The sequence below is a fragment of the Paenibacillus paridis genome (genome assembly GCF_006345825.1).
GTDB classification, from domain to species: Bacteria; Bacillota; Bacilli; order Paenibacillales; family Paenibacillaceae; genus Pristimantibacillus; species Pristimantibacillus paridis.
In genome coordinates this window covers 551,617-576,893 of the sequence record NZ_VCIX01000092.1, presented here as the reverse complement: position 1 = coordinate 576,893, position 25,277 = coordinate 551,617, and the positions used below count along the sequence as shown (strand labels likewise).

Sequence of the window (25,277 nt, the reverse complement as noted above, 5' to 3'; positions counted from 1 at the left end):
CACTTCATTCAAACAACATTCCGCCACGCTCTAGTGCCAGTTAGCATAACGAGGCAGCCGATCAGGTTAAGGGGCAAAAGTTGAAGATTCGGCAACGAATTAAACAACTTTATTATCTCTATACAATTACAAGAAATATCAGTTCATAGAATCTGCCGAAATCGTCTCACACCCGTTGAATAACGCAAACTTTTGGAAACAACTGTTCAAGGCTGTTCGCAATTGTGTTGTTTGCTTCACACCGTTCTCGTACCAGATGTTTTTAACAACGAGAGTTCCAGTTTTTCGCTCCGCAATGATCTCGGCTCGCCCAATGAAGCTCTCTCCATATAATAGAGGCAGTACATAATAGCCGAATTTTCGTTTGATTGCAGGAGTGTAAATCTCCCAGGTGTAATCGAAGTCAAACAATTCGTTGATAAGTTTTCTGTCCCATATGAAATTATCTAGCGGGGCAATAAGCTCGCAACGCAATTTCGGCTCCTGATTTTGCAGAACGGCTTCAATAAGCGGTAAATCCTCCGCGAGGCAGTACAGCATATCCTTCATCTGTTCCACGGCAACAGCAACAATGCAAGCTTCGTTTAATAGCTGGCGGAAAACTTCGTTACGCTGTGCTGCTTTCAACCCCCATATGTTCAGCCATGCATCTGACGCACGATTCCATAAGAGACCAACAGAGCTAATTCGACGAAGTACCCGCCACTTATGATGCTCAAGCTCATCCTCCAACGGCTCTGATGCATTCAGTAGATTTGGCTGTATGTAATTCTTGGCGATATCGTAATATTTACGCGTTCCTTTTTTATGATGGATAATCAACTCACCCGTCGAATACATCTGTTCCAGCACCGATCGAGATGAATTGTTTCCACCGCTCCAATGGATGACCGATTGCCAAGAGAAATCTCCATCCAATTTTAAATCATTCGAACTTAGCGCACCGTGATTTTGGATATGAGCCCGTACTTGCGCTGTCAACGCTTCCATTTCGGGATAGCGTTCGGCATGTTGCCTTGCGGCTTGCCTGTATCGCTCAAAATACGGCCAATCCTCGACAGGGATAATGGCCAGGTTCTTGTCGGGATAATCGACAAGACTTCTATCTTCATAAAGCAACTCGGCGAGCATTCCCTTGGTAAACCCCTTAATTCGCGACTGTAGCACCAATTCGGCGTTTTTTCCGCAAACATCGATGGGGTCGTATTGAATACAGTTGACCTGCCGAGCAAAATCCAATACGCCCTGCTTCCCGCTAAATTTATATTTGCCCAAAAGCCCATGCTTCAACAACAGAAATTGCCGTGCCTGGCGGTTTGTTAATTGAATCATGTTTGTTCTCACCTACCTCTAGTTTAGTTTTTTATTATATTACAGTGGGAGGCTGGAGGAAAAAAAAGAAGGCGTGGAGGAAAATTTATTTCACGTACTTGCTGAGGATGTTTCTTGTACTTTTTATTGGCTGGCTTGAGTCCCATGCAATATCGAACTCAAGCCAACCAATCAGCCGTATAATAAAAACTCTAACTTTAAGGAGTCACTACCAAGGAAGACATCTTTTCGTTATTGCATTTATTTTGTTGGATCCATCATAGGCGTTACTGATAAGCCTGCTTGACGTAATAGCAGCATCATTTGGCCGCGGTGATTTCCTCTATCATTCACTACTCTTTTATCATACAAAATATTTGCTCAAAAGAAAAGAAAAACGAGAACATTTGTTCTTAATTAAAAAATGCTACTCTATTTCCGCTAACCTTGAGAATACCACCAAACAGGTTAGCGAGGTATATAGATGCACGATCTAGGTGTTCCCCGGAAGTTAAAAATACTTTTCATTTCTCTTCTTTCCGAATAACGATTTATCTATCGGAGAAATCATGCGACTAAGCGAGCATTCGTGAGAAAAATGTATTGTACCGAGGGAGCTTAATAACATGAATAAACAAAAAAACCTCCCCGCAGCACCCTGCAGAGAGGTTCCCTCTAATAAAAGATCTTCTCATCCCGTTTTTCCTTAAGGATTTCCACCGCTTCCCGAAACCGCAGCGAATGCACGATCTCGCGCTCCCGCAGGAACTTCAAGCTGTCCTGCAAATCCACATCGTCTGTCAGGTCAATCAACCACTGATATGTAGCGCGAGCTTTCTCCTCCGCTGCAATATCCTCATACAGATCCGCAATCGGATCGCCTTTGGCTTGAATATACGCAGCCGTCCACGGAACGCCGCCTGCGTTCTCATAGAACAAAGCGCTGTCGTGGGCGACGTAATGTGCGCCAAGCCCGGCTTTTTTTAATTGCTCAGGTGTTGCATCCTTTGTCAGCTTGTAGATCATGGTGGCGATCATCTCTAGGTGAGCAAATTCCTCTGTTCCGATATCCGTAAGTAGTCCAATAACTTTATCTGGAATCGTATAGCGCTGGTTTAAATAGCGAAGCGCCGCAGCAAGCTCGCCGTCGGCGCCGCCATACTGCTCCATAAGGAATTTTGCCATTAAAGGATCGCATTTGCTGACGCGTACGGGATATTGCAGCTTTTTCTCATACACCCACATGCACGACACCTCCTCCACCGTATTCAGCAGCCAGAGCCAGCTCCGTCATCATACCTGCCAAGGCCAAGGCGACTCATTCCAAGACCACGGTACACCCGACAGGCTTTGGCCAAAATGCTTCAAAGGGCCATATTTTGTCTCATATTGGTAAGCAATCTGGTGCCTGATCTCCGCGCAATGATTATATTGCTGTATGGCATTGGTGTCATTCGGGTGGGTATCCAAATATAAATTTAATTCAACCAGAACAAAATCAATCGCCTGAAGCTCATGAAGCAGCTTGTAATAGTCCTCGTTTAACACAGCGGACATCGTTAATCACCCGCTTCCTGTCTCGTATTTTTCGAATCATAAGGACTAAATAACGAAGGCCAGAGCGTTCCGTACTTAAGCGCTTCAATGGGCGAGAACTGCGGCAGATTCGGAGGCTGAAAGGGGATAAATAATTGCGGCGGGGTGCTGAAGCTCTTCAGGCGGATAGGCGGACAGGGATCAAATGGGCCAACAAAAGGCTTATAATAGCGAATCTGATTATTTTCCATGCGGTCTCCCCTCATAACGTTCTTCAAGGATGTATATGCCTCTAGACTTGGCTAGCATGCATTAAAATGAGGTAAAGTATATCTGTATCGGTACAGATGACACTTTTATTCATTGTGGCCCGCGCTCATCTCCTATACGATGATAACAAGAAACCCAATTCATTTTTGACAAGCAAAAACGCCTTCGGCGTCCTTTAAGACGCTAAAGTAGCTTTAACGGTGAAATATAAACCCTATATAACCTAACATACTTATACATTCATATCTTTATAAAAAGAGGTGCTCGTTATGTACATCATGTCCAAGGATGAAATCAAAGCTTATCTCGTTAGAATCGGAATCGCCGAAATCAAAGCTCCATCGAAGGCTTATTTATTCGAGCTTCATAAGGCCCACATTCAAACACTCTCGTGGCAAACGATTGACATCTTTGCCCGCAAACCGGCATCCATTGACTATAGTCAATCCATCGCGCTTGTTCTGGGCGGCCGAAGCGGTTACTGTTTCCACCTTAACGGAGCGTTTAGCATACTTCTCCGATCACTCGGATATAAAGTTTCGCTGCATCGCGCCGGGGTCCAGCCATTGGGAGCAGAGCCGCGCATTAACTCGTTCCATCTCGGGCTTACCGTCAGACTGCTTAATGAACAACTGGAGGAAGAAACCTGGATTATCGATGCCGGTCTCGGAGATATGCCGTTTGAACCGCTCCCGCTTCAATATGGCGAGTACACGCAAGCCCCGTTCGTTTACAAAGTAACGGCTTCCGGCATTGCCGAAGGGGGTTGGCGGCTGGAGCATGATCCGAAGGCTTCCTTCACGGGAGTGGATTTTGATCCCAAGGCTGTAGCGGATTTGGAGGAATTCAAGCCGAAGCACGACTTTTATAGCCGGGCACCCGAGTCCCCTTGGTTTGATCTGTTTCTGATTCGGAATAGAAGCGCCGCTGAAGGCGCAGAGATTCGTGGCTGTGTGTTGAAGAAATATGATCAGAACGGCGTTCACAAGACGGAGCTCCATACAAAATCCTTGTGGCTAGAAGCGCTGGCTGATCATTTTGGAGAGAAATTGCTGAACTACAGCAGCGCGGAGAAAGATGAGCTTTGGTCGCGTGTACAGGCTGCGCATGAGGATTGGAAGAGATCTACAGCCGGCGCGGTTAGTAACGCTTAAGCTCATCCTTCGGTTGGGCACCCCCTGCTATTTAGCTAATCGGAAGCTTGGCGTATTCCCTAGGGCTCATGCCCATCTGCTGCCGGAATAACGCGGCAAAATGGTTATAGTTGTGAAACCCGACGTCATAGGCGGATTCGGAGGCTGTCCGGCCAAAGTTCCGAATGTGCAAGGCAGCCTGCCGGATTCGCATCGCATTGACCGTCTCCACAATCGTCGAGCCCGTTTCTTCCTTGAATAAATGCGACAATCTGGAACTCGATAACCCGACGGATTCGGCAATGTCCTCAATTCGAATGGTTTCTCTCATATGCTTGGACAAATAATGCAAGGTTTCCTCTACTCGTGGATCGCCTTTGCGCCTGCCCCGCTCTGCCATTAGCAATAAGATGCCGCGAATTTCATTCTCGCATATCGGCAGCCAGAAGGACCGCTGTTCCCGCGAATCTTGGATAATATTTTTTAGCGCCTGATAAACCCGCTTCTGCATTTGGGCTTTACCGACACTCTGAATAATAAGCTCTTGTTCAGGCAAATAATTAGTTTCAATCATGCCCGGAAAATGTGCCCAGATGAAATTCCAGTGGCTGCCTGCTACTGTCCCGTATTGGTGAGGCACGCCGCTGCGCAGCAGCACAAGATCACCTGCGGAGCAGCTCTCTTCTCCCGCCGGAGTTCGAAAGTAGCCGTTGCCCTCTAGCGTATAGGCAAGGAGCCAATCCGTCATTCCCGCAGGACGAGTAGTCATATATCGGTCCGATTCATTAAAATGTCCGGCAAAGATCGTCCCATATGTCGGTGAAGTATAATTTTGAAAGCTATCGTAATCAGTCATAGATGCGGCTCCTTTGCCTTTTACACCAGCATACTGCGCAGCTCCTGCGGTGGCAATGGCTTTATGTTGCGATTTTGTGCCTATCATTGATATAATGCGGCTAGTTCCTTATTATGATTCCTTGAGGTGAATACGATGTCCAGCCTACCGCTCAACCTCTCTATTCAGGACATTGGCCATGCTACCGCCGGCTCAATCGTGTATCCGCCAGGAGGTCGACTCGGCCCTCGCATTCAGCAGGATGTTCAGCTAGTTATGCTCTACACTGGAGAGATGAACGTTGAAATTAACGGGAGAATGGTCAGCATCGGCCCGGGCCATGTTGTGCTGCTCAAACCCGGCTGCGAAGAAAACTTTACGTTCTCCAGATCCGAGGAGACTTGGCATCGCTGGATTGCCGTACATATTAACAAGCTACCCGAAGAGGCAACCCAGCTCCTTGGCCAACTTCCAGAATACCTGCCGCTTACGGAAGAAATGAACCGGCTGCTCGATCTGATGCTGAACATGCAGCGCTACGCTTCAGTAGACGATCCCGCTATGATTAGCCTTGGATTAGCCGCGTTATATCTTTATCCTACGGAATCCAGAAGAGCGCTGCTTGAGAAAGAGAAGCATCCGGCCATTTATCAGGTATTATCCCAAATCTATGAGCATTACATGGACGAATTGACGCTAGCTGAGCTAGCGGCCCGCGTCGGCTTATCTCCTGAGCATCTGGTCAGGCTGTTTAAACAGTATGAGCAAACGACGCCAATTGCTTATTTATGGAGCTATCGCATTGATCGGGCGGTCGAGCTGTTAACCAGCACAGGCCTAAACGTCACAGAGATCGCCCACCGTTGCGGCTTTAAAACCTCGCATCATTTTGCCAGAATGATCAAGCAAATAACCGGAAGAACCGCATCGGAAATTAGACGCTTATCTTGGAGCGGCATGCGAAAATCATAAAGCAAGCAGCAGCCCTTGGGAATACGCCATTCCTGGGCTGCTGTTTTTACATGCTGACCATGCTATTTTTTGACGCCACCAATAGACACATTCAGATGATTTTACACCCCACATCTCCCCTTCCTTTTTCACTGATCTTTGATAGCTATTTCTCTTTTAATTATCCAAATCGTGAGAAAACGATAAAGTTAACCGCTTAACCATCCCCCATATACAGGAGAGCCTGCTTTCCTACAATTTATTTCACCCTAAAAATACCTATATTCTATATTTCTTTATAATATCAATTACAGATAAAAAAACATCAATTGCACGCATTGTTTAGCTCTTCCGGATTGTGTACGATCCATATAAACATCTAATGAAGGAGGAAGAGCTCTTGCCGACCACAACAAGACATAAACGGGACTATAGCTTGACCGGGCCCGAGAGCGAATTGGCACAGCAAAAGGGGCTGGTCGCAGCAGAATGGTACCTCACCCCCATCCCCCGCTCCAAGCTGAAGGAGCTGATGAAGCGCAAGGATGGCCCCGCCATCCGGGATACGATTATTTGGTTCGCTGCGCTTGCCGCTGCCGGCTTTTTGGCTTACTTCTCTTGGGGAACCTGGTGGGCCCTCCCGGCATTTGCTCTATATGGGGTGCTTTACGCTTCACCCGCCGATTCGCGCTGGCATGAATGCGGACATGGCACCGCATTCAAAACGTCCTGGATGAACGAAGCCGTCTACCAAATTGCTTCGTTTATGATTTTGAGGCCGGCTACGCCTTGGAGATGGAGCCATTCCAGGCACCATACCGACACGATTATCGTAGGCAGGGATCCGGAAATCGTTGCCCCGCGCCCGCCGGTCTGGTATGTCATCGTAATGGAATTTTTCAAGCTGTATGGCGGGCCGAAGGATTTAAAACGAATGCTCCTGCATTGCTTTGGCAAGCTCGACGCTGAGGAGAAGGAATATATTCCTTCCTCGGAAATACGCAAAACCTGTATGGAATCCCGAGTATACATGCTGATTTTTCTCCTTGTCATTACAGCGTGTATCTATAAAGGCAGCATTCTTCCAGCGATGTTTATTGTCCTGCCTTCCTTCTTCGGAAGCTTCCTTGTGCTCATGACCGGCCTGTCCCAGCATCTCGGGCTCTACGAGGATGTGCTGGACCATCGCCTCAATACTCGTACCACCTATATGAATCCGGTTCTTCGTTTCTTGTATTGGAACATGAATTACCATATCGAACACCACATGTTCCCGATGGTCCCGTATCATGCCCTGCCTAAGCTGCATGAGGAAATGAAGCATGATTGTCCCAAGCCATCGCCGAGCCTTGGAGCGGCGCTTAAAGAGGTATTCTCGGCACTCAATCGGCAGCGTAAAGACCCTTCCTATACCATTTTAAGAACGCTTCCAGCGACGGCCCGCCCTTACGCCTATGGCCCAAGCAATGAAAACGGAAGCGGTATCGAATACAAACCATCCTAAGAAAAGAGGTGCCCGTATGGCATACGAAGGCTGGATTGCCGCCTGTGAAGAAGAAGATATTGAGGAAGAGGATGTCATCCGATTCGACTATGAAGATCGGACCTTTGCGATTTACCGTTCCGCGAAAAATGAATATTTTGCCACGGACGGCTACTGCACGCATGAGAAATTCCATTTGGCGGACGGCCTCGTTATGGGCAATTATATTGAATGCCCGAAGCATAACGGACGGTTCGATTACACGACAGGTGAAGCCAAGCGTGCTCCCGTCTGCCAAGCGCTCAAAACCTATCCGCTCAAACAGGAATCCGGTCATATCTGGATCCGAATCAATTAAGGAGGCGTCGATTTGTCAGACCACGGCATGATCATCATTGGAGCCGGCGAAACGGGCGCACGCGCCGCCGCTGAGCTCCGCAGCTTGGGCTGGGCGGGCAGGATTACGCTTATCGGCGAAGAAGCGCATGCGCCCTACGAGCGCCCCCCCTTATCCAAGCAAATGCTGCAGGAGGAAGATCAACCTTCTCCTGCCTCAATCCTCCTTGCAGAGCACGCGGCAGAACAGCGCATCGAGCTGCGGAAAGCATGCAAAGCCGTTGCCATCGATACGAGGAACCATAGGATTACGTTAAACGATGGCAGCAGCCTTACTTATGAGCGCCTTCTGCTCGCAACCGGCGCTCAGCCCAGAAAGCTTGCTAGCCCCCAGCCCGGGTCCGACAGCCCGCTAGCATGGACTGGCGTGTTTTATCTTCGTACCTATGGCGATGCCGTCTCACTTCGCGAACATTTGCAGCCTGGAAAAAGAATAGCCGTCATTGGCGGGGGCTTTATCGGCCTTGAAGTGGCAGCCAGTGCAAGAGCACGCGGCTGTGCAGTTACCGTTATCGAAGCAGGTCCGCGCATTCTGATGAGAGGCGTTCCCGAAGCAATTGCTGGCATTGTCGCTGCTCGCCATCAATCGGCTGGCGTACAGTTCAAGCTTGGCAGCGCGATTGCCGGAATGTCGAGCAGCAGGGAAGAGTACCTCATCCGCTTCGGTAACGGCGATTCATTAGCGTGCGATACGATCGTGGCAGGGATAGGAGCCATTCCCGAAACAGCCCTAGCTTCCGAGAGCGGACTAGCCGTCGAGAACGGCATTCTCGTTGATGAGAGGTTGGCAACGAGCGATCCGGATATTTTTGCAGCCGGCGATTGCTGCTCCTTCCCTCATCCGCTTTATGGCGGCAGGCGAATTCGCCTAGAGGCTTGGCGCAACGCCCAGGACCAAGGCACGCATGCCGCAGGAAGCATGCTTGGTGCTGCGGCTGCTTATGCGGCAGTCCCTTGGTTCTGGTCAGACCAATACGACCTGACTCTGCAAGTCGCTGGCTTGCCCGATGCCGGCACAACGACCGTTCATCGCAGCCTCGGCGACAAAGGCGACCTGTACTTCCATTTAACGGCTGAGAATAGACTCGCGGCAGCTAGCGGCATCGGCGGTCCCGGCATAGCCAAGGATATACGGCTAGCCGAAATGATTATTGCCTCTCAGGCGGTTCTCGACGCGGAAGTCCTAACACAACCGGAGCTTAAATTAAAAGCGCTGCTTCGGTCCTAAATCGGACGGGCTCACCGTTTGCCGTTACTTCTAACATATATCCACCTATGCAAAAGGCTGAACAGAGAAGCCATGTCTGTTCAGCCTTTTGTGTGTCTGCTGTTACCCTCGCTTTATTCCTCCTCGCTAAGCGCCTGCTGCCACTGCGCCTCAGCCAATCGCTTGAACAATAACGCCTGCTGCCAGCGATCCGAAATTTCCATTTCGTTCCCCTCAGCTGACCTTTGGGTAATCGCATAATAGCCTGGAGGACCTAGCTCTGTTACAAAGGGCAATACGTCGCCAGGCTGTGCTTGCCGAAGCCAGCTTCTCATTCCTGTGCGCCACCAGCGTTCAAAATGCGGCAGCATCGGATGATCGCCTTCGGGCCCGACATCAATTTGGACTTGCTCGCCGTTCGATACGCGGGCATGAATGCCCGCGGTGCGCTCCAGCAGCACAGCAAAATATTCCTCCGCGCGCGCAAGCGAGCCGTTCAGCTCACCCGCTACGACGTAATGGGACAAATCAATCATCAAGCGAAGCTCCGGGAGCTCGCGAACATAGGCAGCCGTTCGGATAAGGTCCTGCGTGAGAGTCCCGCGGTGCGTCTCAATAAAGGTCGGCATGCCAGCCTCCTTCGCTCTCGACAGCAAACCGGACAGCAGCTCGGTCGCCTGCTGATCAATGACGAATCCGTCCATGACCTGCAAATTCATATATTGCACAGAACCAAATTGGCTCGCTTCCTCCATGCTCCGTACGATATCTTCCACCCTCGACGGGAAAGCAATAGCGTTAAACCCAAGCTTATAACGATCCAGCAGGCGATGCCACTCCTGCCTTTCTTCCGGCGGCGGCACGGCGGCGCTAATCGCCGCATAGCCCGCTTCTGCGATTTTTTCGAATTTCTGCTCCATCGTCCATTCCTTGCCATGCTCTCCAAGCTGCCCCATAGCCCACCAGGATTGCTGCAGCTCCAGCCTAGGTGCGGCAAAAGTACCATCATTAACCGCGTTTCTTATATTCATTCTCATACCCTCTTTTCTTATCCATACAAAAAACAAGAAGAAACGGCTTCGGCTTCCTTTATTAAGAAAAGCGAATCCGTTTCTCGTAGAAATATAAGACTCTTTATTCGCTAAAACATATAAAAGCTTATAATAGCCTGCTTATAGCAACGACCAGCTCGGATGCTTCACGAGGCGCTGCTCAATCTTGCTGAGTGCCTGAATGTTCTTCTCTAAATGATGAAAGGGATCTCCGCCCATTCCGTAACCTTGGAAGCCAATGCATCCGTCATAACCATGCTTCTTCAGCGCAGCCATAAAGCTGAACACATCTAGCTCGCCTTGGTCAATGCTTTCAATAGAGGCCGGCAAGCCGCCGGGAGGCAGCTTTCGGCTTCCGCAAACATTGACCGCATGTAGATAAGGGACACAAGCGGACAGCGCTTCATCCAGCCTCGCTCCATCGATCGCATACCAATGGAAAGAGCTAAAGGTTATGCCCAGCAAAGAATGGCGAAGCTGGTTGATGAGCCGATGCGCATCCTCCCAGCGCTCCAACCAGAAGAAGACATGATGGTAGAGCGAGATTTTTATGCTCCTTCGCTCCGCAATAAGAAGCAAATACGACAGCCATTCCAGTGCCAAAGCGTCCCCTGCCGAGTCCGACGGTGCGTATTGATTGTCACCCATCGTTAACGCAAGCTCCACCCGGCTGCAGCCCTCCAATTGCTCCAGCATGGCAACGATTCTAGCCGCGTCCGGATGCTCCTTCGGCAAAGTAACGTCAAGGACGGCATATACAGCCGCAACCTCTAGCCCGTAGGTGTCCTTCACGCCCGGAAGCAACGCCAGATCCTTCCATGCCTGCTCATCCCAAAGGGTCAAATAGGCTGCATCATAACCGAGCTCCGAGAGCATTTCGCAGCGCACTGCAAACGGATAATGGCCTAAGCTGTTATAGAAAAAAGTATCCATGGCATAGACGTTTTTCATTAGGCCCCCTCCTTCGTAACGACTCGCTTCTCCCCGGTCTGAATGCTCTCGTAGATAGCAGCCAGAATGCTGAAATTGAATACAGCCTGCTCGTTTACGATCGCGTGCGTTGCCTGTCCAGCTACCGCTTGCAAGAAATAAACGATGGGCTTATCCATCATCCCAAGCGGGGCATTCGTAATGCTGCTGCGGCCTTCTGCGGGTTCGCCAGCCTCATCATAATACTCGGCCAGCTCGCCGCTTCCGTCCAGGCAGAGCCAATCCCATTGCAGGGCTCCCGCCGTTCCTTCGACTTCGGTTAGGCTACGTTCCTCGCCGTGGCAGCATGCCGCCCGCTCGTAATGAACCGGAACCGCGCTGCCATCGGCCAAATGGAAATTCAACAGTGCGCCGACATGCTGCTCCACGTCGCTCGTGATTTCAGCCTCAAGGGGATGTCCCGTCACCGGGTTCGACATCCAGGCATGAAGCACCTCCACCTTTACGGGCTGGAGAACTTCCGTCATGCCCGCCATGTCATACGGCCCCCAGTCCATCAAAGTCCCCCCGCCGCTTACCGCACGGTTTAAGAACCAGCGGCTTGTCGGCTGGTACTCGATTCCTGTACGCGATCTTTTCCTCCTCTGTATCCACTGCACCTGATACAGCTTGCCAAGCTCACCCTTGCCAAGCTTAGCCTTGACTTCATCTGTTATTTGCAGGCCTGCGAACCTCGAGCTGCAGCAGCCCAGCATTTTTCCCGTCTCCGTGGCTGTTCGGAGCATAAGTTCCGCCTCTTCCCTGTTCATGGCAAGAGGTTTCTCGCATAAGACATGCCGTCCGGATCGCAAGGCGCGGCAGGTGATGTCAGCATGCGTAAGCGGGGGCGTCGCAACGATCACAATATCATTTTCCCCTGCGGGCTCTTCCAGCATCGAAGTCAGCTGCTCGGCTGGGATCACCCAAGGATACCTCTCCACAAACGCTGCCAACGCGCTCAGATTGACGTCGGTTACGAATACGGTAGGCTGCTCAAGCCCAGATTCCGTTAGTCTGGCAATGGCCTCCACGTGGTAGCCGGCAATGGCTCCTGCGCCAACGAGATAAATACGCTGTTTCATGATTCGCACTCCTTTAATTGTTCGATTGATAAAAAAAACGGTCGTTTGCCCAGCAATTGCACTGCGAAACGGCTATTTCCCTAATGGTTCGAGCACCTCGCGAATATATATCCCGTTTTGCAAGGTGACTCCATCCGGGTCCGCTTCGGCGCCCTTGGATTCCTCCTCCACCATCACCCAACCGCCATAACCGGTTTCGTTCAGATACCGCATGATGCCTACATGGTCAATGGAGCCTTGGCCAAGTGCCGTCCACGAGCTGTCAGACACTCTCATATCCTTAAAATGAACATGCGTAATCATCGTCCGGTACGTCCGGAAGATCGCCTCGACGTCCATGCCGCCTTTGGCAATATGCCCAGTATCCGGCACATAGCCGCAATACCGCGAATCCAAGCCATTCAGCAGCACCTTATAATCTTCCTCCAAGCGAAAGAGCGAGCCGCTCGGCGAATTGGGGTGATAAGCGCAAGCAATCCCTTGTTCTGAAGCGCGGCGCGCAACCGCATTAATGTTAGCCAGCGCATTCGCCTGCCGGCGCACGAGATCGCTGCGATCCTTGCCCGGAAGCTGTACCAAGGTCAGTACCGTATTCGGAAAATGCTTCAAATATGCGATCACGCGATCCGCTTCCGCCCGCTCCTCTGCTGTCTCTTCTTGATGCTGCCACGCCAAAGCAAGGCAAAGCGCGCCAAGGCGAAGTCCTTGGCCATCCAGCGCTTCCCGCAAGGCGACCGGGGCATCCGTATAACGCCCCAGCATGCACACCTCCGGTTCGATTCCGGTACCGCCCGCTTCCTTTACCGCCGCGAGAATATGATCCAATTGGTCGCCATATTTCTCATAAGACATTTGCCACGTATAGGTTTGGAAACCAATGGAGATTGCCATGCCTTATTCCGCCTCCTTCATGGCCTTGCGTATAAATGGAACCGCCTGGCGGCCCCACTCTTCCACCTCTGCGTTGAAGCAGAAATCGACGCACCACCATTCCATGCCTGACACCACCGGCTTTAGCTCCTTCAGTAGAGCTTGGAAGTCAATTTCTCCCGCTCCAAAAGCAGCATGCGTGCTGGTTTCTTCATCATGCAGCGTCCCATCCGAATCAATCAGATGGAAATGTCCGATATGGCCTTCCAACAGCCTCGCATATTCCACTATCCCGCCGGATAACAGCTCCTTCTCGCCCGTTTGGCGTGCGCCAACAACCCCGCTCATATAGGCGTGGCTCGTATCGAACAGCACTAGAAAGGCAGGATGGTTGACCGCTTCCACGAGCCGCTTCACTTCAGAAGGCTTATTCAGCCAGAAGCCCGGTTCAAACTCCCAAACGATGCGCATGTTCTTGGTCGCAGCCATTTCCGCGGAAGCTCGCCACGTCAAAGCCAGCGTTTTAAAACGGTCCTCGTACGCATCCTCTGGCAATTGTTCTGGAGGGCTGACCGTATCCACTCGAATCGTATCGATGCCGAGGTCAGTACAGAAATCGATATAGCCTTCCATCAGTTTCAAATAAACCGCTGGTTCGCTTCGGTCCGGCGGCGCTGATGTAAAGTCCGGCGCATAACCGGAAATGCCAAGCCCGTAAGACCGGATTTCCTCCAGCAGTGCTTGACGGCTGGCAGCCGTTGGATAAAGATCCGGTGTCGGGTGGGGAGCAAAGCCGTTCATTTCTACCCCGTCATAACCGGACTGCTCGGCATACTGCAAAATTCGCGTAAATGACCATGGGTCTTCTGCAAAAGGACCGAATGCAAACGCCCATGATCCGATTGAAATTTTAGGCTTCATCTTCTTCTCTCCTCGCTTGGATGGCTTCCCTGTGGCGCAGCATAAAGTCGAGCGTAACTCGGTTGAACTCCTCAAGCCGGTCCCAGTGATGCGTGTGGCCGCTGCCTACAAAGACGTGCTTCTCGGCGTGCGTAATTTCCTCCGCGATAGCTAGCGACAAAGGCAGCGGCGTGAAGATATCCTTATCTCCCACCGTAATGAGCGTCGGCGCTGTAATCGCTCCGAGCCTTCCCGTCGTATGATGGGAAATGCACGCCTCGCACTGTGACAGGAATGCATGAATCGTCATCGGCGTGGGATGGGCGAGCGCTGCCTGCTGCGCGGTTTCCAGCACCGACAAATGCTGCTCATGGTAGGCTGGCGTATAAATGATAAGCTGCAGCAGTTTCTGGAAATCGTCCGCCTCCATAAGCGAATAGGCATTGCCGAGCGTTTCGAAAACGCGTTTCGTATACGCATCGCACATCGACCAGGAGCAATTCAGCGTTAGGCTGATCACTCGGTCAGGAGCCGATAATGCCGCTTCCTGGGCAATCGCGCTTCCCATAGAGATGCCGGAGAAATGGGCACGCTCGATTCCGAGCGCATCAAGCAGGCCGAGCGTATCGGCTGCCATTATTTTTGTCGTATAGGGCCCAATGGGCTGGGAGGAGCCGCCCGCGCCGCGGTTATCGACTAGAATGCAGCGGAAATGCCGTTCATAGGCGCGCACATGTTCCTCCCATAGGCTGCCGTCGGCTCCTAGCCCCATTAGCAGCACAAGCGGTTCTCCTTCTCCCCGCTCCGCATAAAACAGCTCAATTCCATTGGTCTGAATCAAAGGCATGGGTGAATTTCTCCTCTCGTTAAGCCAAATGGCTTCTAATATATTGAACGCCTAGACGTGCCGCATCGTCGGGATGCTCAGCGTAATCGCGCCACAGATGCAGCCGTGAGATAAGGCCTGGAACCTGTTGGCCGAAAGCTTCAATCGTTAACCAGCCGTCATAGCCAATGCCATGCAGCACGTCGAATATTTCCTTAGGCACCGCATGGCCGCTGCCCGGAACCCCGCGGTTATTCTCCGAGATGTGAACATGAACAATATGCTTTGCCGCTTTCCGCCACGCCTCGGGAACATTCAGCTCTTCGATATTGCCATGATGGGTATCGGCGAGCAGTCCTACGTTCGAGAGCCCAACCGCTTCCACGAACCGGGCGCCATCCTCCAGCGTATTGGCAAGGTACATTTCGAATCGGTTGATGGGCTCAAGCGCAAGCTTGATGCCGAGCTCCGCGGCATACTCGCCCGCGGCGCGCAGCGTTTCCACCGCATAGCCCCATTCCTCGGGCTGCGGGCCTTGCCCGCTGAAGCGCCCAAGCCCTTGAAACAAGGGGCCGCACAACACCTCAGCGCCAATCATTTGTGTATTCTTTATTGCTTGCTTCAGAATCTCAAGCGCATGTCCTCTTAACGCCTCGTCGCTACTTGCGGGATCTGCCACAGCTGCGTCAAGTGCTGCAATGCCCGTGCTTCCAAGCCCCAGCTCCTTCAAAATCAGGCCAAATGCCTTCGCATCCGCAGCGTCCATGTTATCGACGGCCAGCTCAACGCCGTCAAAGCCCCATTTCTTAATGTCCTGCAGCAAATGCAGATGCTTGATGGGATCTGGCTTATCCGTCCACAACAACAGATTCATGCCAACCTTCATGACCGGATCACTCCCATGGTTTCAATATGATTTTGCCGCTTTGCTGTGAAGCGGACACTTCGAACGCTTCCTGGATTCGGCTCATCGGAAAGGTATGCGTAATGAGCAGCTCGGCAAGCGGAGATTGCTCAATCACCTTCATCAAATGCGGAAATTCATTTAAGTTGTAGTGCCAAGAGCCGATCAGGTGAATGCCTTTGCGCAGCAGATCGTCGCTCACCTTGATCGGTGTCTCAGAGAAGCATTCCCCAACGAAAGCGATCTTGCCTTTGCGCTTGACCGCGTCAATCTGAAGGCGGTGTGCAGCTACCACACCTGAGCAATCAAGCCCGAAATCCGGCCCTTTTCCGCCGGTCAACGCTTTAATCTGGCTGACGGCCTCCGGGTCCCGCGGATCGATGATATGCTGGACGCCCATCCGCTTCGCCAGCTCCACGCGGTAAGGGTTCATTTCTACTGCTATAACGGTTGCACCGCGAAACCTCGCATTGACGATCGCGCCAAGACCGACTGGACCAAGTCCTGTAATCAATACCGTTGAGAAAGCATTCACTCCCATCGTAGAGAAGGCCCCATGCGACGGCCCAAGGCCGCAGCAGGCTAACGAAGCTTTCTCATAGGAGACGCCATCCGGAATCGGAGCAAGCAGCCAAGAAGGCTTCGACAAATATTGCGTCATCGTAGGCTCATAATGATTCTGGTTGTGCTCGCAATAGATGAAGTCGCCTGCGATACACAGATCGCACTCTCCGCATGGATACTGGGGCATGACCACTACTCGGTCGCCAACCTTCACCTTGCTGCCCGGCGCTACCTCAACGACTTCGCCTGCCGCCTCATGGCCCAAGCAATCCGAATGGTCGCCATGGACGAAGCTTTTATACTCCGCGCACATCGGTGCGGCATGGACCTTAACGAGCGCCCACCCCTCCTGCAATGCGGGCCGATCCCGCTCGATCAGCTCTGCTTTCTTCTCGCCTGTAATCGCTGCTAGTTTCATCATTTCGATCCTCCTTCTATTAAATGCTCTGCTCCGACTGCCCAATGCATGCCGTTAAGCAGCAATCGCCTGAACGCTTCCAGTTCAAAATCCTCGGGATGTCCCATCGTCGTCGTGAACACCCGTCCACCGCCCCCGTGTGTCCGGGTCCAAGCTACCGGATGCACGCGAGGGGTGTCGCTCGTATAGGACCATCCATTATCCTCGGGATTAATCGTCGCCCCGTTCAGCAGCGGAATCGTTCCTTCTAGCGGATACGGTAGCACCTGATAGAGCCAGGATCGGCATTCGAAATGAGTAGGAATGCCTCTCAGAATCGGATGCTCTCCCGCGGCCCAAGCCACGGAAACGCTAGTCGTTGAGGAATGGCCGAAATGGCGAATCCACGGGGCGCCCAGCACATCTATGCCAAAGCCGTCATTCCATTCTTGTAACGGATGTCCTTCCGGATACTGAAAGGCATGCGTACTCGTCCGCAAGCCAATCACCGGCTTGCCTGTATCCAGATACTCCCGAATATAGCGGAACTGCTCCTCCGGCAGCTGGCGGAAGCGAATGTAAAACACGGCCAAATCCGCCGTTTCGAGCGCTTCAAGCCCTGCAATGCTTGTCGGATTCGCAGGATCTGGGCCAGCGGTAAGCACCGTTACTTTAGCTCCATGTTTCCTCGATGCTTCCTTTGCTAGAATCGGCATCGTTTTCTCCGATTCATATTCATCCTCGCCGCAGACGAATACGAGATGCTTTCCTATTAATGAATCATTGGATAATGCCATCTTGCTTCACTCCTTCTCTTCATAGCGGAAATAATCAAAATCGGCGGCCCTGCGCCCGCCCGATAAATCATGCGCGCATAAGCCGATAAAGGCGCCTGTAAAGCCCCAATCCGTAAAATAGCCATCTACTAAATGAGTCGCATACTCATCCGATATTTTACTAGCGTCAAGCTCGGGACCTATCGCAAACCATTCGCTGCCGTTCAAGGAATAATAAAATTGCAGCCAACGATCCTGAATGACAAGCCGCAAATAAACGCGTGCGCCCGAAGGGACCGGGACTGGCTCCCCAGTATGCTCGTGATAAACGCCATGATCATTGGCAAGAATCGCAAGGTTCGTGCCCGCCTTCTCGTCATAACCCAATCGAAGGTAATAATAGTTTTGAGAGTTATAATAATAGGTTAAGCCTGCCATCTGCTGATAGGTGCCGGGCTCGAACTCGAGAGCGGTCTCCGCCTCGCAGCGGAACGCTTGCTGGCGGCGGCCGATCAAGCTGTGCCTAAAGCGCGAATTGGGAGATTCCATGCCTCTCAAGCGCAAATATCCCGGCCGCTCCGTCAACGTCAGCCACTGCTCCGTCATCGGCTGGCGCAGTGACTGCCACTGAATGTCAAGCGTTCCCCCTTCGAAATGATCCGTAGGAGATGGTGCAGGGAAGGGATGCCAAGGAAGCGCAGGTGCCTGAATCTCATTAAGCGGGGTATTTCCGCCTCCCGCGAGCCTGAGCCAGCCTTCGTCCGACCATTCGCAGCGCTGAATGGCCGTTTCCCTGCCCAGATTGCAGCGCCTGTCTTCTGTCGCAAGCGGACGTCCGCAAAGATGAACGATATACCACTCGTCGCTCTGCGTGTGCACCAAGCTGGCATGCCCGGCCTTCTGCAGCATGGCTTCCGGATTATGGCGTGCGGAGAGCATTGCTCCCGAAGGATCCGTTTCATAGGGTCCGGTAAGCGCCTTGGACCGAGCTAACGTAACTGCATGCTCGTAGCTGGTGCCGCCCTCGGCAACCATCAGATAGTAATAGCCATCCTTCTTATATAAATGAGGACCTTCCGTCAGCCCTAGCTCGGACCCTTGATAAATCAAATAGGATGGCCCGACCAGTCGCTGCTCCTCCTCGGAATATTCCTGCAAATAGATGCCATTAAACGGGTCACGGTCTTTCCGGTAATCCCATTGCATGTTCACGAGCCATTTCTTTCCGTCTTCGTCATGAAATAGCGACGGATCAAATCCGCTGCTGTTCAAATAAACCGGATCCGACCATGGACCCTTAATGTCGGGAGCGGTAACGACATAGTTGTGCGTATCCTTGTAAGCGCCTGCATGGCTTTTTACATCGGTGTAGACCAGATAAAACAAATGATTGTCGTAAGTCAGGCAAGGAGCCCATACGCCCCCGGAATCCGGGTTGCCCAGCATATTGAGCTGGCTTAATCGATCCAGCGGACGCGTGAGCAGCTGCCAATGAATCAAGTCGCGGGAATGATGAATTTGCACGCCTGGAAACCATTGAAAGGTAGAAGTCGCCACGTAGAAGTCGTTGCCGACCCTTACGATCGACGGATCCGGATTAAAGCCGCGCAAAATAGGATTTTGAATGTACGGGAGCTGCTGCTTCATCGTCTCACTTCCTTCGTTCTAAAATGAGCAGCCTGCAGCGCTTGCGCCGCAGGCTGCCGTTTACGCCATCAATAGGATCTTATTTCATTTTGTTCAGGTTCGCATCGTATGCGCTTTGCAAAATTTTCAAGTAATCGCTCAACTTCAAGCCGCCGAAGCCTTGCACATAGCTGTCCCAATCCTTCTGGATATCTTTATGCCCCGTAATGAATTGCAGCATGTTCGAACGAACGTAATCCTCCACTGTCGCTTTGTATTGGGCGGCTTTCTCCCCATCCTCCGCGCTGATGAAAATATCCGTCGGGAACATTTCATCCTCTTTCGGCTCGAACCCTTCATACTTATTCGTCTCCGTGACCAAGCGCAGCTCGTAGCCTTCCGGCGACAGCATGTCTTGGGATACGGCTTCCGATTCGAAGCGGTCCCGCGGACGGAAGTCCGGACCCGCTTGGTCCCAGCCATCCGTATGGATGGTTTCGCTGCGGTAGGACGGGTCCACTTGGTAGCTGGCTGGCTTGCCGTTCACGTTAAGCTGATCGGCGCTTGCCTTGCTCCAGGAATGCCCTTCCACCGAGAATACCTGTCCTCTTGTTCCTTCTTCTGTCCACAGATAGTCCAGCATCTTAATCGCTGCGATTTGCTGTTCTTCACTGGCTTTGTCTGTGATGACAAAACGGCCTTGGTTGCCGACCGATTTGTAATAGCCGGATAATTGAACGCCATTCGGGCCTTTAAGCGGCGGAACGGCTACATAATCCTGATTGCGCTCATCGGTTGCGGCTACTGCCATCTGTACGTGGCCAATCGCAAAGGAGCCGAGTATCGTTTCGCCTACATTGTTGCCAAGCTGCTGCAAGCCCTCTTGATTTTGCGTAAATGCCTGCGGATCGATCAAGCCCTCTTTGTAAAGCGAAGCCAGATAGGCTAGCCCATCCTTCCATTCCGGCTGATTAGCCGAAAGCTGCACTTGCCCGTCCTTCACTCGGATATAGGAGAAGGATTGACCATCCCCGTTGTTGTAAATGAACGGATTCATCAGGAATCCTGTAATGTCACCGTGCCAAGTGTACAATGCGCCGCTTAGCGGCACTTCATCCGCAATGCCATTGCCGTTCGGATCCTTCGTTTTGAATGCGCGCAGCACTTCGGCATATTCCTCCGTCGTTGTCGGCATATCCAAGCCTAGCTTGTCGAGCCACTTTTGGTTGATCCACAGCTTCTGCGCATACCAGCAGTGATAGCACTCATTTACCTGAGGCATGCCGTAAATATTGCCGTCAGAGGAAGTAATCGCGGTTTTCAAATCCGGACGCTCTTCGAAGATTTTTTTAATATTCGGCGCGTATTGCTCAATAAGATCGTTGAGCGGCAGGAATACGCCCTGCTTGCCGAACTTCATTTGCTCCGCAGGCGTAAAGTTGCCGCTTAGAAAAATTTCCGGGTAGTCGCCGCTTGCCATAAGCACGTTGCGCTTGTCGTTATTATCGTTCGGAGGGCCGACCGTGAACGACAATTTGACGTTCGTTTTCTCTTCAACCAGCTTCGTGAACGGATTGTCTAGGCTAGCAAGGTTAGGCGATTGATTAATGAATGCAGAGAGCTTGACCGGCGTTTGCGATTCTCCGCCGTTAACGGCCCCGTCCGTACTTGAACCTGCAGAATTATTGTTATTCGAGCAAGCGCTCACAAGCAGCGTTGCGGCAAGCACGATGCCAGCTACCATTTTCCAAGATTTTTTCATGTCAGACACCCCTTCAGATTCGTTATGGATAATGCCCTATTGCTACTCTCCACCAATGATCTGTTTAGATTAACCTTTCAGTGAACCGATCATGACCCCCTTTACAAAATGCTTCTGAACAAATGGATATATGATGAGGACAGGCAAACTCGAAACGACGATGAGCGAAAACTTCAGCAAATCCTTCATTCCTTGTCTGGCTTCCATTGTTCGTACGTCTACCATCATCGAATTGTCGACGGAATTCTGAATCAAAATCTCTCGCAAAATGAGTTGAAGCGGATAGAGATTGACGTTTTTCAGAAAAATTAGCGCATCGAAGTACGCATTCCATGCGGTAACCGCATACATAAGCGCCAATACGGCTACGACCGGTTTCGAAAGCGGCAGAACTATCGACCAAAGGAACCGAAGATCGCTGCAGCCATCCATTTCAGCCGCTTCGTTCAATTCATCCGGGATCGACTCTTGAAAGAAGGTTTTGGCAATGAAGACCTGCCAAACCGCTATGGCCTGAGGCAGCAGCAGCGCCCAGCGCGTATCGATCATCCCAAGGCTTTTTACCGTCAAATAATAAGGAATCAAGCCGCCGCTAAAAATCATGGTTACGATAATCAGATACATAATCGTCGATCGCCCATAGAAGGTTTTCTTCGATAGCGGATAAGCTAACGCAAAAGTAAGGAAGACACTTATCAACGTGCCAACACACATATAGAAGATGGAGTTGGAATAGCCTGACCAAATCCGCGGATTGCTAAGAACAGCCGTATAGCCTTTCAGCGAGAGCTCGACCGGGAACAGCCATACTCGTCCGGATACAACCGCCTGCGGCGAGCTCAAGGAAGAGCTCACGATGTAGATTAGCGGATAAAGCACCGCCGCCAATATGATTATCAGCACGATGTAAATGAAGGTGAGCAATACCTTGTCCGACAACGGCTCCTTAATCGCATTCGATTTTGCCATGTTAGAACAACCCCGATCCTGTAGCGCGTCTTGCCCCGAAGTTGGCAAGCAGTATTAATAGCAAGTTAATCAACGAATTAAACAAACCGACGGCGGCGGAGAAGCTGTAATTCGCTTGCACCAGACCAACCTTATAGACATAGGTAGAAATGATTTCCGAGGCGCTGGTGTTCAGCGGATTTTGCAGCAGATACACCTTCTCAAAGCCGATATTGAGCAGCTGCCCCATATTCAGCACCAGCAGCAGCACCATAATAGGCATAATGCTTGGCAGGTCGATATGGATGATTTTCTGCAGCCGGCTCGCGCCGTCAAGCTTGGATGCCTCATACAGCTGCGGATTGACGCCAGCCAGGGCGGCGATATAAATGATGGCGCTGTACCCCATGTATTGCCATACATCCGATAATACGAAGATCGTTTTGAACATGGAGGGCTCGCCGATAAAATTAACGGAATCAAACCCAAGCGCAGTCCGAATATGGTCGATCACGCCAATTCGCGGCGCCAGAAATAGCAGGATCATCGATACCATGACAACGGTAGAAATGAAGTATGGCGCATAGGTAACCATTTGGACGGTTCGTTTGAACATGCCGTTCCTTAGCTCGTTAATCATGAGTGCGAGTATAATTGGAGCGGGAAACCCGACTGCAAGCGTATACAAGCTTAGAAACAGGGTGTTCTTAATGAGGAGCCAAAAATTAGGGTGGTTGAAAAAAGCTTCAAAATGCTTGAACCCCACCCAAGGGCTGCCCCAGATGCCCGCCTTCGCGCTCAAATCCTTGAATGCGATTTGCACGCCTAGGATCGGAACATATTTAAATAAAATGAAATAGAGCAGCGGCAGCAGAATCAGCAGATACAGCTGCCAATGACGGCGCATCTTTCTGGCTATCTCGCTTCGGACCGTTCGCCGAAGCGGCTCTGCCGGCATGCCGGCTGCGGCAGATATAGGGGTCATGTTGGACACCTTGCAACGCCTCCTTGTGACTATGGATTGTTTTGTTGGGGCAACTATACCCCACAACCGAATCACCAGGCAATTGACAAGAATCCGGCGGTATACAAAAATCGGACCGCGCCATTACGGCGCGATCCGACTGCTGGATTAACCTTTTTCCTTGATTAACCGAGCTTTTCCTTGCGGTAATCGCCGGGAGGCATGCCAACGACACGCTTAAATACGCGGTTGAAGGATACCGGATTCAAATACCCGACAGCTCGCCCAATTTCCTGAACGCTCAAATCCTTCTCTTGCAGCAGCTGCTTCGCGAGCTCTACTCTTCGGTGAATCAGAAAATCGATAAATTTGATATCGAATTGTTCTTTAAATAACGAGCTTACATTTTTCGAAGGAATATCGAATTGCTGGCTGAGATGGATAAGCGATAAATCCGGATTGGAAACATTCTCGTCGATGTACTGCTTCATCTTAACGGCAATTTCGGCGACGCCGCCTTTGCCCGTTTTTTGCTCAAGGGCATATTCCAGCTTCTCCATTACGCCCAGAATTTCTTCCTGCACATCCTCCAGCGTCTCGAATTGATCGATCACGTCTTTCATGATCGCTTTGTTCGTGTCGATCATCTCATCGTTAAGAATGGTGCCCTGCACATGCTCAAATAAATAAAAAACAAAATAATTGAGCAAATTAACCATATCCTCGCGCTTGAGCTTATTTTGCCTGAACTGCTCGAACAGCGAACCGTACTTAAGGCGCCATTCCGGCTCCATTAGTCGGAATGCGTAAATTAGGCTGCGAATCTGCTCCAGCTGGTTGTACAGCTCGAAGGTTGCTCCCGTTTCGGTCTCCCAGTAGCCAATCGTCCGATTATTGCCAAATACCAGCCTGAAATTGACGGCCTCCATCGCTTTTTTGTAAGAGGTCTTGAGCTGCGCCACGGAATCCGTCATTTGCCCGATGCCTATCGTGACCGTAAAAGGCAGATTGGACCTGATCCATTGATGCGCGCTCTCGGACAGCTTAAGGAGGTTGTCCATTAACAGCTCCGCATGCTCCTCCTGCACATAGACGAAGCCGCACATTTCCTTATCGTTCATCCATTCGCTCCAGCTCGACAAGCTGTATTTCTGAACCAGCTCCATATACATATTTTGGATGATGAACCGAAACAAGATCATATCCTGCTCCCTGTAGCGTGATAGGACATCGGAATATTTATCGACAGAAATGACGATAACAACTGCCTTGCTGAAGCTGCCTGCAAAGCCGTGCCGCTCCATCTCCGTATCCCATTCCGCAGCGGCAAGCGATCTTGAGCCGCTCATCACCTCGAGGAAAATTGATTTTTTGCGATAGCCGCTATTCAGGTCGGATTGGGATTTGAACAAATTAAAGCGCTGGACAAGCGAGTCTACCGTCGATTCGATATAATGAAACTCATTTCGTTCTGCCTCGCTTTGCTCACCCGATGCTTGCGAGATTTTATCCAGCTTGGAAATCAGCGCGCGCAGCGGCCGATAATTTCTATGCGTCATATAAACAATCGAGAGCAGCCCCAATATCGCAACGATTACGGCCAGCATGATCCATACATTCGAGAAGGTTTGCAGGATCGTAAAGCCGCTGCCTTTCTCCAATCCGCTCTCGTAAGTCCAGCCCGTGTAATCGGACACGACGGTAGAAATCGCCCTTCGGCTCGCTGCCTCCCCTTTTTCCGTAGCGAAGATCGGCTCATGATCCTTGCCGGTTATCGTAACGTAGCTGGTCGTTTGATCCATTTTTTGCGAGACCAGCCCTTCAAGCGAACTAGTCCTGACATTGATGATCATCAAGCCGCTCTCGCCGCGGCTTGTCAAATATTTGCGCGCAAGCGATACAACCGGCTCCTCTCGCGAGGCTTGAAACTCCTTAAACCTTCGTTCATTCGTCCAGTGGTACGAGTAGTTATCCTGCTGCAGTTCTTCGACGAACGCCCGATCTGAGAACTGCTCCATTGGCGAAACCGTGTTTGAGCTCAGTACATAGCCGTCCCGCTCCCGAACTAAGTAAATCGAATGAATGCTTTGGTAAAGCTGTCTCATATTATTGAATTCCTTGGTCATCTGAAACGTAAAAAAAACGGACGGCGGCCCCTCCTGGTCAAAATAATCGAGCATATTGAATTCGGAGGAATTGCTGTTCCGCGTCTGAATGGTTACCATCATATGGTCAATCGACTGCAGCGGCTGTTCTACGCTCTGGACGATTTGATTGTTCACGCTGGCGTAAATATGGGCGGTATCCTGCTGGGCGCGCTCCGTCAGCATTTGAAAAAAGATAAAAAATAAAAAGGAAATCATTAGGAAAAATACTGGCATATAAGAGAAGAGCAGGCGGTAGTACCACGTTTTGCTCATTATTTTCATCCCCATTTCACAAGATGCTGCTCCATATATCTGTAAGCGCTTACGGAAATCGACGAGTTTCGTGTTCCTATTCTAACAATTTAGAG

24 protein-coding genes are annotated in these 25,277 nt (G+C 51.1%); 5 read left to right on the top strand and 19 right to left on the bottom strand.

Annotated elements, in window-relative coordinates; translation table 11 throughout:
* Positions 1–138 precede the first annotated feature (138 nt).
* The 4 genes from FJQ58_RS24395 to FJQ58_RS24380 form a co-directional block, all read right to left on the bottom strand.
* Positions 139–1,332: a winged helix-turn-helix domain-containing protein gene (locus FJQ58_RS24395; protein WP_139997397.1), complete on the bottom strand. Its 1,194-nt coding sequence runs from the start codon at positions 1,330–1,332 to the stop codon at positions 139–141.
* A gap of 654 nt (positions 1,333–1,986) precedes the next feature.
* Positions 1,987–2,556, bottom strand: a complete 570-nt coding sequence (locus FJQ58_RS24390; protein WP_139997396.1) for a manganese catalase family protein — start codon at positions 2,554–2,556, stop codon at positions 1,987–1,989.
* A 48-nt stretch (positions 2,557–2,604) separates the two neighbouring features.
* Positions 2,605–2,868, bottom strand: a complete 264-nt coding sequence (locus tag FJQ58_RS24385; protein WP_139997395.1) for a spore coat protein CotJB — start codon at positions 2,866–2,868, stop codon at positions 2,605–2,607.
* Between the two features lie 2 nt (positions 2,869–2,870).
* On the bottom strand, positions 2,871–3,098 hold the full coding sequence (locus tag FJQ58_RS24380; protein WP_139997394.1) for a spore coat associated protein CotJA: 228 nt from the start codon (positions 3,096–3,098) through the stop codon (positions 2,871–2,873).
* Between the two features lie 288 nt (positions 3,099–3,386).
* Between FJQ58_RS24380 and FJQ58_RS24375 the strand changes: the two genes are divergently transcribed.
* Positions 3,387–4,271: an arylamine N-acetyltransferase family protein gene (locus FJQ58_RS24375; protein WP_139997393.1), complete on the top strand. Its 885-nt coding sequence runs from the start codon at positions 3,387–3,389 to the stop codon at positions 4,269–4,271.
* A gap of 31 nt (positions 4,272–4,302) precedes the next feature.
* Here FJQ58_RS24375 and FJQ58_RS24370 read toward each other — a convergent pair whose 3' ends face one another.
* Positions 4,303–5,106 carry a helix-turn-helix domain-containing protein gene (locus FJQ58_RS24370; RefSeq protein WP_139997392.1) on the bottom strand — a complete coding sequence of 268 codons (804 nt, stop codon included), beginning with the start codon at positions 5,104–5,106 and terminating at the stop codon, positions 4,303–4,305.
* A 135-nt stretch (positions 5,107–5,241) separates the two neighbouring features.
* On the opposite strand from FJQ58_RS24370, the gene FJQ58_RS24365 reads away from it, so the two are divergent.
* The 4 genes from FJQ58_RS24365 to FJQ58_RS24350 all read left to right on the top strand — a co-directional run bounded on the left by FJQ58_RS24365 (position 5,242) and on the right by FJQ58_RS24350 (position 9,143).
* Positions 5,242–6,057 carry an AraC family transcriptional regulator gene (locus tag FJQ58_RS24365; RefSeq protein WP_139997391.1) on the top strand — a complete coding sequence of 272 codons (816 nt, stop codon included), beginning with the start codon at positions 5,242–5,244 and terminating at the stop codon, positions 6,055–6,057.
* Positions 6,058–6,436: 379 nt separating this feature from the next.
* The gene (locus tag FJQ58_RS24360; protein WP_238404320.1) at positions 6,437–7,540 is read left to right on the top strand and encodes a fatty acid desaturase family protein; all 1,104 of its coding nucleotides are present in this window, start codon (positions 6,437–6,439) and stop codon (positions 7,538–7,540) included.
* A gap of 16 nt (positions 7,541–7,556) precedes the next feature.
* Positions 7,557–7,877 (top strand): MocE family 2Fe-2S type ferredoxin, encoded by a 321-nt coding sequence (locus FJQ58_RS24355; RefSeq protein ID WP_139997389.1) that lies wholly within the window; start codon positions 7,557–7,559, stop codon positions 7,875–7,877.
* A gap of 12 nt (positions 7,878–7,889) precedes the next feature.
* Complete coding sequence (locus FJQ58_RS24350; protein WP_202915322.1) at positions 7,890–9,143, top strand: NAD(P)/FAD-dependent oxidoreductase; 1,254 nt, start codon at positions 7,890–7,892, stop codon at positions 9,141–9,143.
* Positions 9,144–9,256: 113 nt separating this feature from the next.
* Here the strand turns inward: FJQ58_RS24350 and FJQ58_RS24345 are convergent, their stop codons facing one another.
* The 14 genes from FJQ58_RS24345 to FJQ58_RS24280 form a co-directional block, all read right to left on the bottom strand.
* A complete protein-coding gene (locus FJQ58_RS24345) occupies positions 9,257–10,153 on the bottom strand; it encodes a sugar phosphate isomerase/epimerase family protein (RefSeq protein ID WP_139997388.1) in 897 nt (298 codons plus the stop codon).
* Positions 10,154–10,294: 141 nt separating this feature from the next.
* Positions 10,295–11,125 carry a sugar phosphate isomerase/epimerase family protein gene (locus FJQ58_RS24340; RefSeq protein WP_139997387.1) on the bottom strand — a complete coding sequence of 277 codons (831 nt, stop codon included), beginning with the start codon at positions 11,123–11,125 and terminating at the stop codon, positions 10,295–10,297.
* Positions 11,125–12,225, bottom strand: a complete 1,101-nt coding sequence (locus FJQ58_RS24335) for a Gfo/Idh/MocA family protein (protein ID WP_139997386.1) — start codon at positions 12,223–12,225, stop codon at positions 11,125–11,127. The genes FJQ58_RS24340 and FJQ58_RS24335 overlap by 1 nt, the downstream gene beginning before the upstream one ends.
* Before the next feature lie 72 nt (positions 12,226–12,297).
* Entirely contained in the window at positions 12,298–13,116 is an 819-nt protein-coding gene (locus tag FJQ58_RS24330) for a sugar phosphate isomerase/epimerase family protein (RefSeq protein WP_139997385.1), read from the bottom strand.
* Between the two features lie 3 nt (positions 13,117–13,119).
* Positions 13,120–14,016 carry a sugar phosphate isomerase/epimerase family protein gene (locus FJQ58_RS24325; RefSeq protein ID WP_139997384.1) on the bottom strand — a complete coding sequence of 299 codons (897 nt, stop codon included), beginning with the start codon at positions 14,014–14,016 and terminating at the stop codon, positions 13,120–13,122.
* Complete coding sequence (locus FJQ58_RS24320) at positions 14,006–14,842, bottom strand: alpha/beta fold hydrolase (RefSeq protein WP_139997383.1); 837 nt, start codon at positions 14,840–14,842, stop codon at positions 14,006–14,008. Before FJQ58_RS24320 ends, FJQ58_RS24325 begins: the two co-directional genes overlap by 11 nt.
* Positions 14,843–14,861: 19 nt before the next feature.
* A complete protein-coding gene (locus tag FJQ58_RS24315) occupies positions 14,862–15,707 on the bottom strand; it encodes a sugar phosphate isomerase/epimerase family protein (RefSeq protein WP_139997382.1) in 846 nt (281 codons plus the stop codon).
* A gap of 7 nt (positions 15,708–15,714) precedes the next feature.
* Positions 15,715–16,710 carry a zinc-dependent alcohol dehydrogenase gene (locus FJQ58_RS24310; RefSeq protein ID WP_139997381.1) on the bottom strand — a complete coding sequence of 332 codons (996 nt, stop codon included), beginning with the start codon at positions 16,708–16,710 and terminating at the stop codon, positions 15,715–15,717.
* Complete coding sequence (locus FJQ58_RS24305; RefSeq protein WP_139997380.1) at positions 16,707–17,483, bottom strand: ThuA domain-containing protein; 777 nt, start codon at positions 17,481–17,483, stop codon at positions 16,707–16,709. The genes FJQ58_RS24310 and FJQ58_RS24305 overlap by 4 nt, the downstream gene beginning before the upstream one ends.
* A 6-nt stretch (positions 17,484–17,489) precedes the next feature.
* On the bottom strand, positions 17,490–19,109 hold the full coding sequence (locus FJQ58_RS24300) for a glycoside hydrolase family 43 protein (protein WP_139997379.1): 1,620 nt from the start codon (positions 19,107–19,109) through the stop codon (positions 17,490–17,492).
* A gap of 79 nt (positions 19,110–19,188) precedes the next feature.
* Entirely contained in the window at positions 19,189–20,850 is a 1,662-nt protein-coding gene (locus tag FJQ58_RS24295) for an ABC transporter substrate-binding protein (RefSeq protein WP_139997378.1), read from the bottom strand.
* A 69-nt stretch (positions 20,851–20,919) separates the two neighbouring features.
* Positions 20,920–21,819 (bottom strand): carbohydrate ABC transporter permease, encoded by a 900-nt coding sequence (locus FJQ58_RS24290; RefSeq protein ID WP_139997377.1) that lies wholly within the window; start codon positions 21,817–21,819, stop codon positions 20,920–20,922.
* Position 21,820: 1 nt separating this feature from the next.
* Positions 21,821–22,783, bottom strand: coding sequence for an ABC transporter permease (locus FJQ58_RS24285; protein ID WP_140000042.1), 963 nt, complete (start codon positions 22,781–22,783; stop codon positions 21,821–21,823).
* Between the two features lie 164 nt (positions 22,784–22,947).
* Entirely contained in the window at positions 22,948–25,182 is a 2,235-nt protein-coding gene (locus FJQ58_RS24280; protein WP_162341747.1) for a helix-turn-helix domain-containing protein, read from the bottom strand.
* Positions 25,183–25,277: the final 95 nt, after the last annotated feature.

Excerpts from the sequence above, each read along its gene's own strand:
- FJQ58_RS24355 (WP_139997389.1), top strand. The coding sequence starts at position 7,557 with ATGGCATACGAAGGCTGGATTGCCGCCTGTGAAGAAGAAGATATTGAG.
- FJQ58_RS24310 (WP_139997381.1), bottom strand. The coding sequence starts at position 16,710 with ATGATGAAACTAGCAGCGATTACAGGCGAGAAGAAAGCAGAGCTGATC.
- FJQ58_RS24325 (WP_139997384.1), bottom strand. The coding sequence starts at position 14,016 with ATGAAGCCTAAAATTTCAATCGGATCATGGGCGTTTGCATTCGGTCCT.
- FJQ58_RS24365 (WP_139997391.1), top strand. The coding sequence starts at position 5,242 with ATGTCCAGCCTACCGCTCAACCTCTCTATTCAGGACATTGGCCATGCT.
- FJQ58_RS24345 (WP_139997388.1), bottom strand. The coding sequence starts at position 10,153 with ATGAATATAAGAAACGCGGTTAATGATGGTACTTTTGCCGCACCTAGG.
- FJQ58_RS24375 (WP_139997393.1), top strand. The coding sequence starts at position 3,387 with ATGTACATCATGTCCAAGGATGAAATCAAAGCTTATCTCGTTAGAATC.
- FJQ58_RS24385 (WP_139997395.1), bottom strand. The coding sequence starts at position 2,868 with ATGTCCGCTGTGTTAAACGAGGACTATTACAAGCTGCTTCATGAGCTT.
- FJQ58_RS24300 (WP_139997379.1), bottom strand. The coding sequence starts at position 19,109 with ATGAAGCAGCAGCTCCCGTACATTCAAAATCCTATTTTGCGCGGCTTT.
- FJQ58_RS24290 (WP_139997377.1), bottom strand. The coding sequence starts at position 21,819 with ATGGCAAAATCGAATGCGATTAAGGAGCCGTTGTCGGACAAGGTATTG.
- FJQ58_RS24390 (WP_139997396.1), bottom strand. The coding sequence starts at position 2,556 with ATGTGGGTGTATGAGAAAAAGCTGCAATATCCCGTACGCGTCAGCAAA.
- FJQ58_RS24330 (WP_139997385.1), bottom strand. The coding sequence starts at position 13,116 with ATGGCAATCTCCATTGGTTTCCAAACCTATACGTGGCAAATGTCTTAT.
- FJQ58_RS24370 (WP_139997392.1), bottom strand. The coding sequence starts at position 5,106 with ATGACTGATTACGATAGCTTTCAAAATTATACTTCACCGACATATGGG.
- FJQ58_RS24295 (WP_139997378.1), bottom strand. The coding sequence starts at position 20,850 with ATGAAAAAATCTTGGAAAATGGTAGCTGGCATCGTGCTTGCCGCAACG.
- FJQ58_RS24320 (WP_139997383.1), bottom strand. The coding sequence starts at position 14,842 with ATGCCTTTGATTCAGACCAATGGAATTGAGCTGTTTTATGCGGAGCGG.
- FJQ58_RS24340 (WP_139997387.1), bottom strand. The coding sequence starts at position 11,125 with ATGAAAAACGTCTATGCCATGGATACTTTTTTCTATAACAGCTTAGGC.
- FJQ58_RS24285 (WP_140000042.1), bottom strand. The coding sequence starts at position 22,783 with ATGACCCCTATATCTGCCGCAGCCGGCATGCCGGCAGAGCCGCTTCGG.
- FJQ58_RS24335 (WP_139997386.1), bottom strand. The coding sequence starts at position 12,225 with ATGAAACAGCGTATTTATCTCGTTGGCGCAGGAGCCATTGCCGGCTAC.
- FJQ58_RS24280 (WP_162341747.1), bottom strand. The coding sequence starts at position 25,182 with ATGAGCAAAACGTGGTACTACCGCCTGCTCTTCTCTTATATGCCAGTA.
- FJQ58_RS24380 (WP_139997394.1), bottom strand. The coding sequence starts at position 3,098 with ATGGAAAATAATCAGATTCGCTATTATAAGCCTTTTGTTGGCCCATTT.
- FJQ58_RS24395 (WP_139997397.1), bottom strand. The coding sequence starts at position 1,332 with ATGATTCAATTAACAAACCGCCAGGCACGGCAATTTCTGTTGTTGAAG.
- FJQ58_RS24305 (WP_139997380.1), bottom strand. The coding sequence starts at position 17,483 with ATGGCATTATCCAATGATTCATTAATAGGAAAGCATCTCGTATTCGTC.
- FJQ58_RS24315 (WP_139997382.1), bottom strand. The coding sequence starts at position 15,707 with ATGAAGGTTGGCATGAATCTGTTGTTGTGGACGGATAAGCCAGATCCC.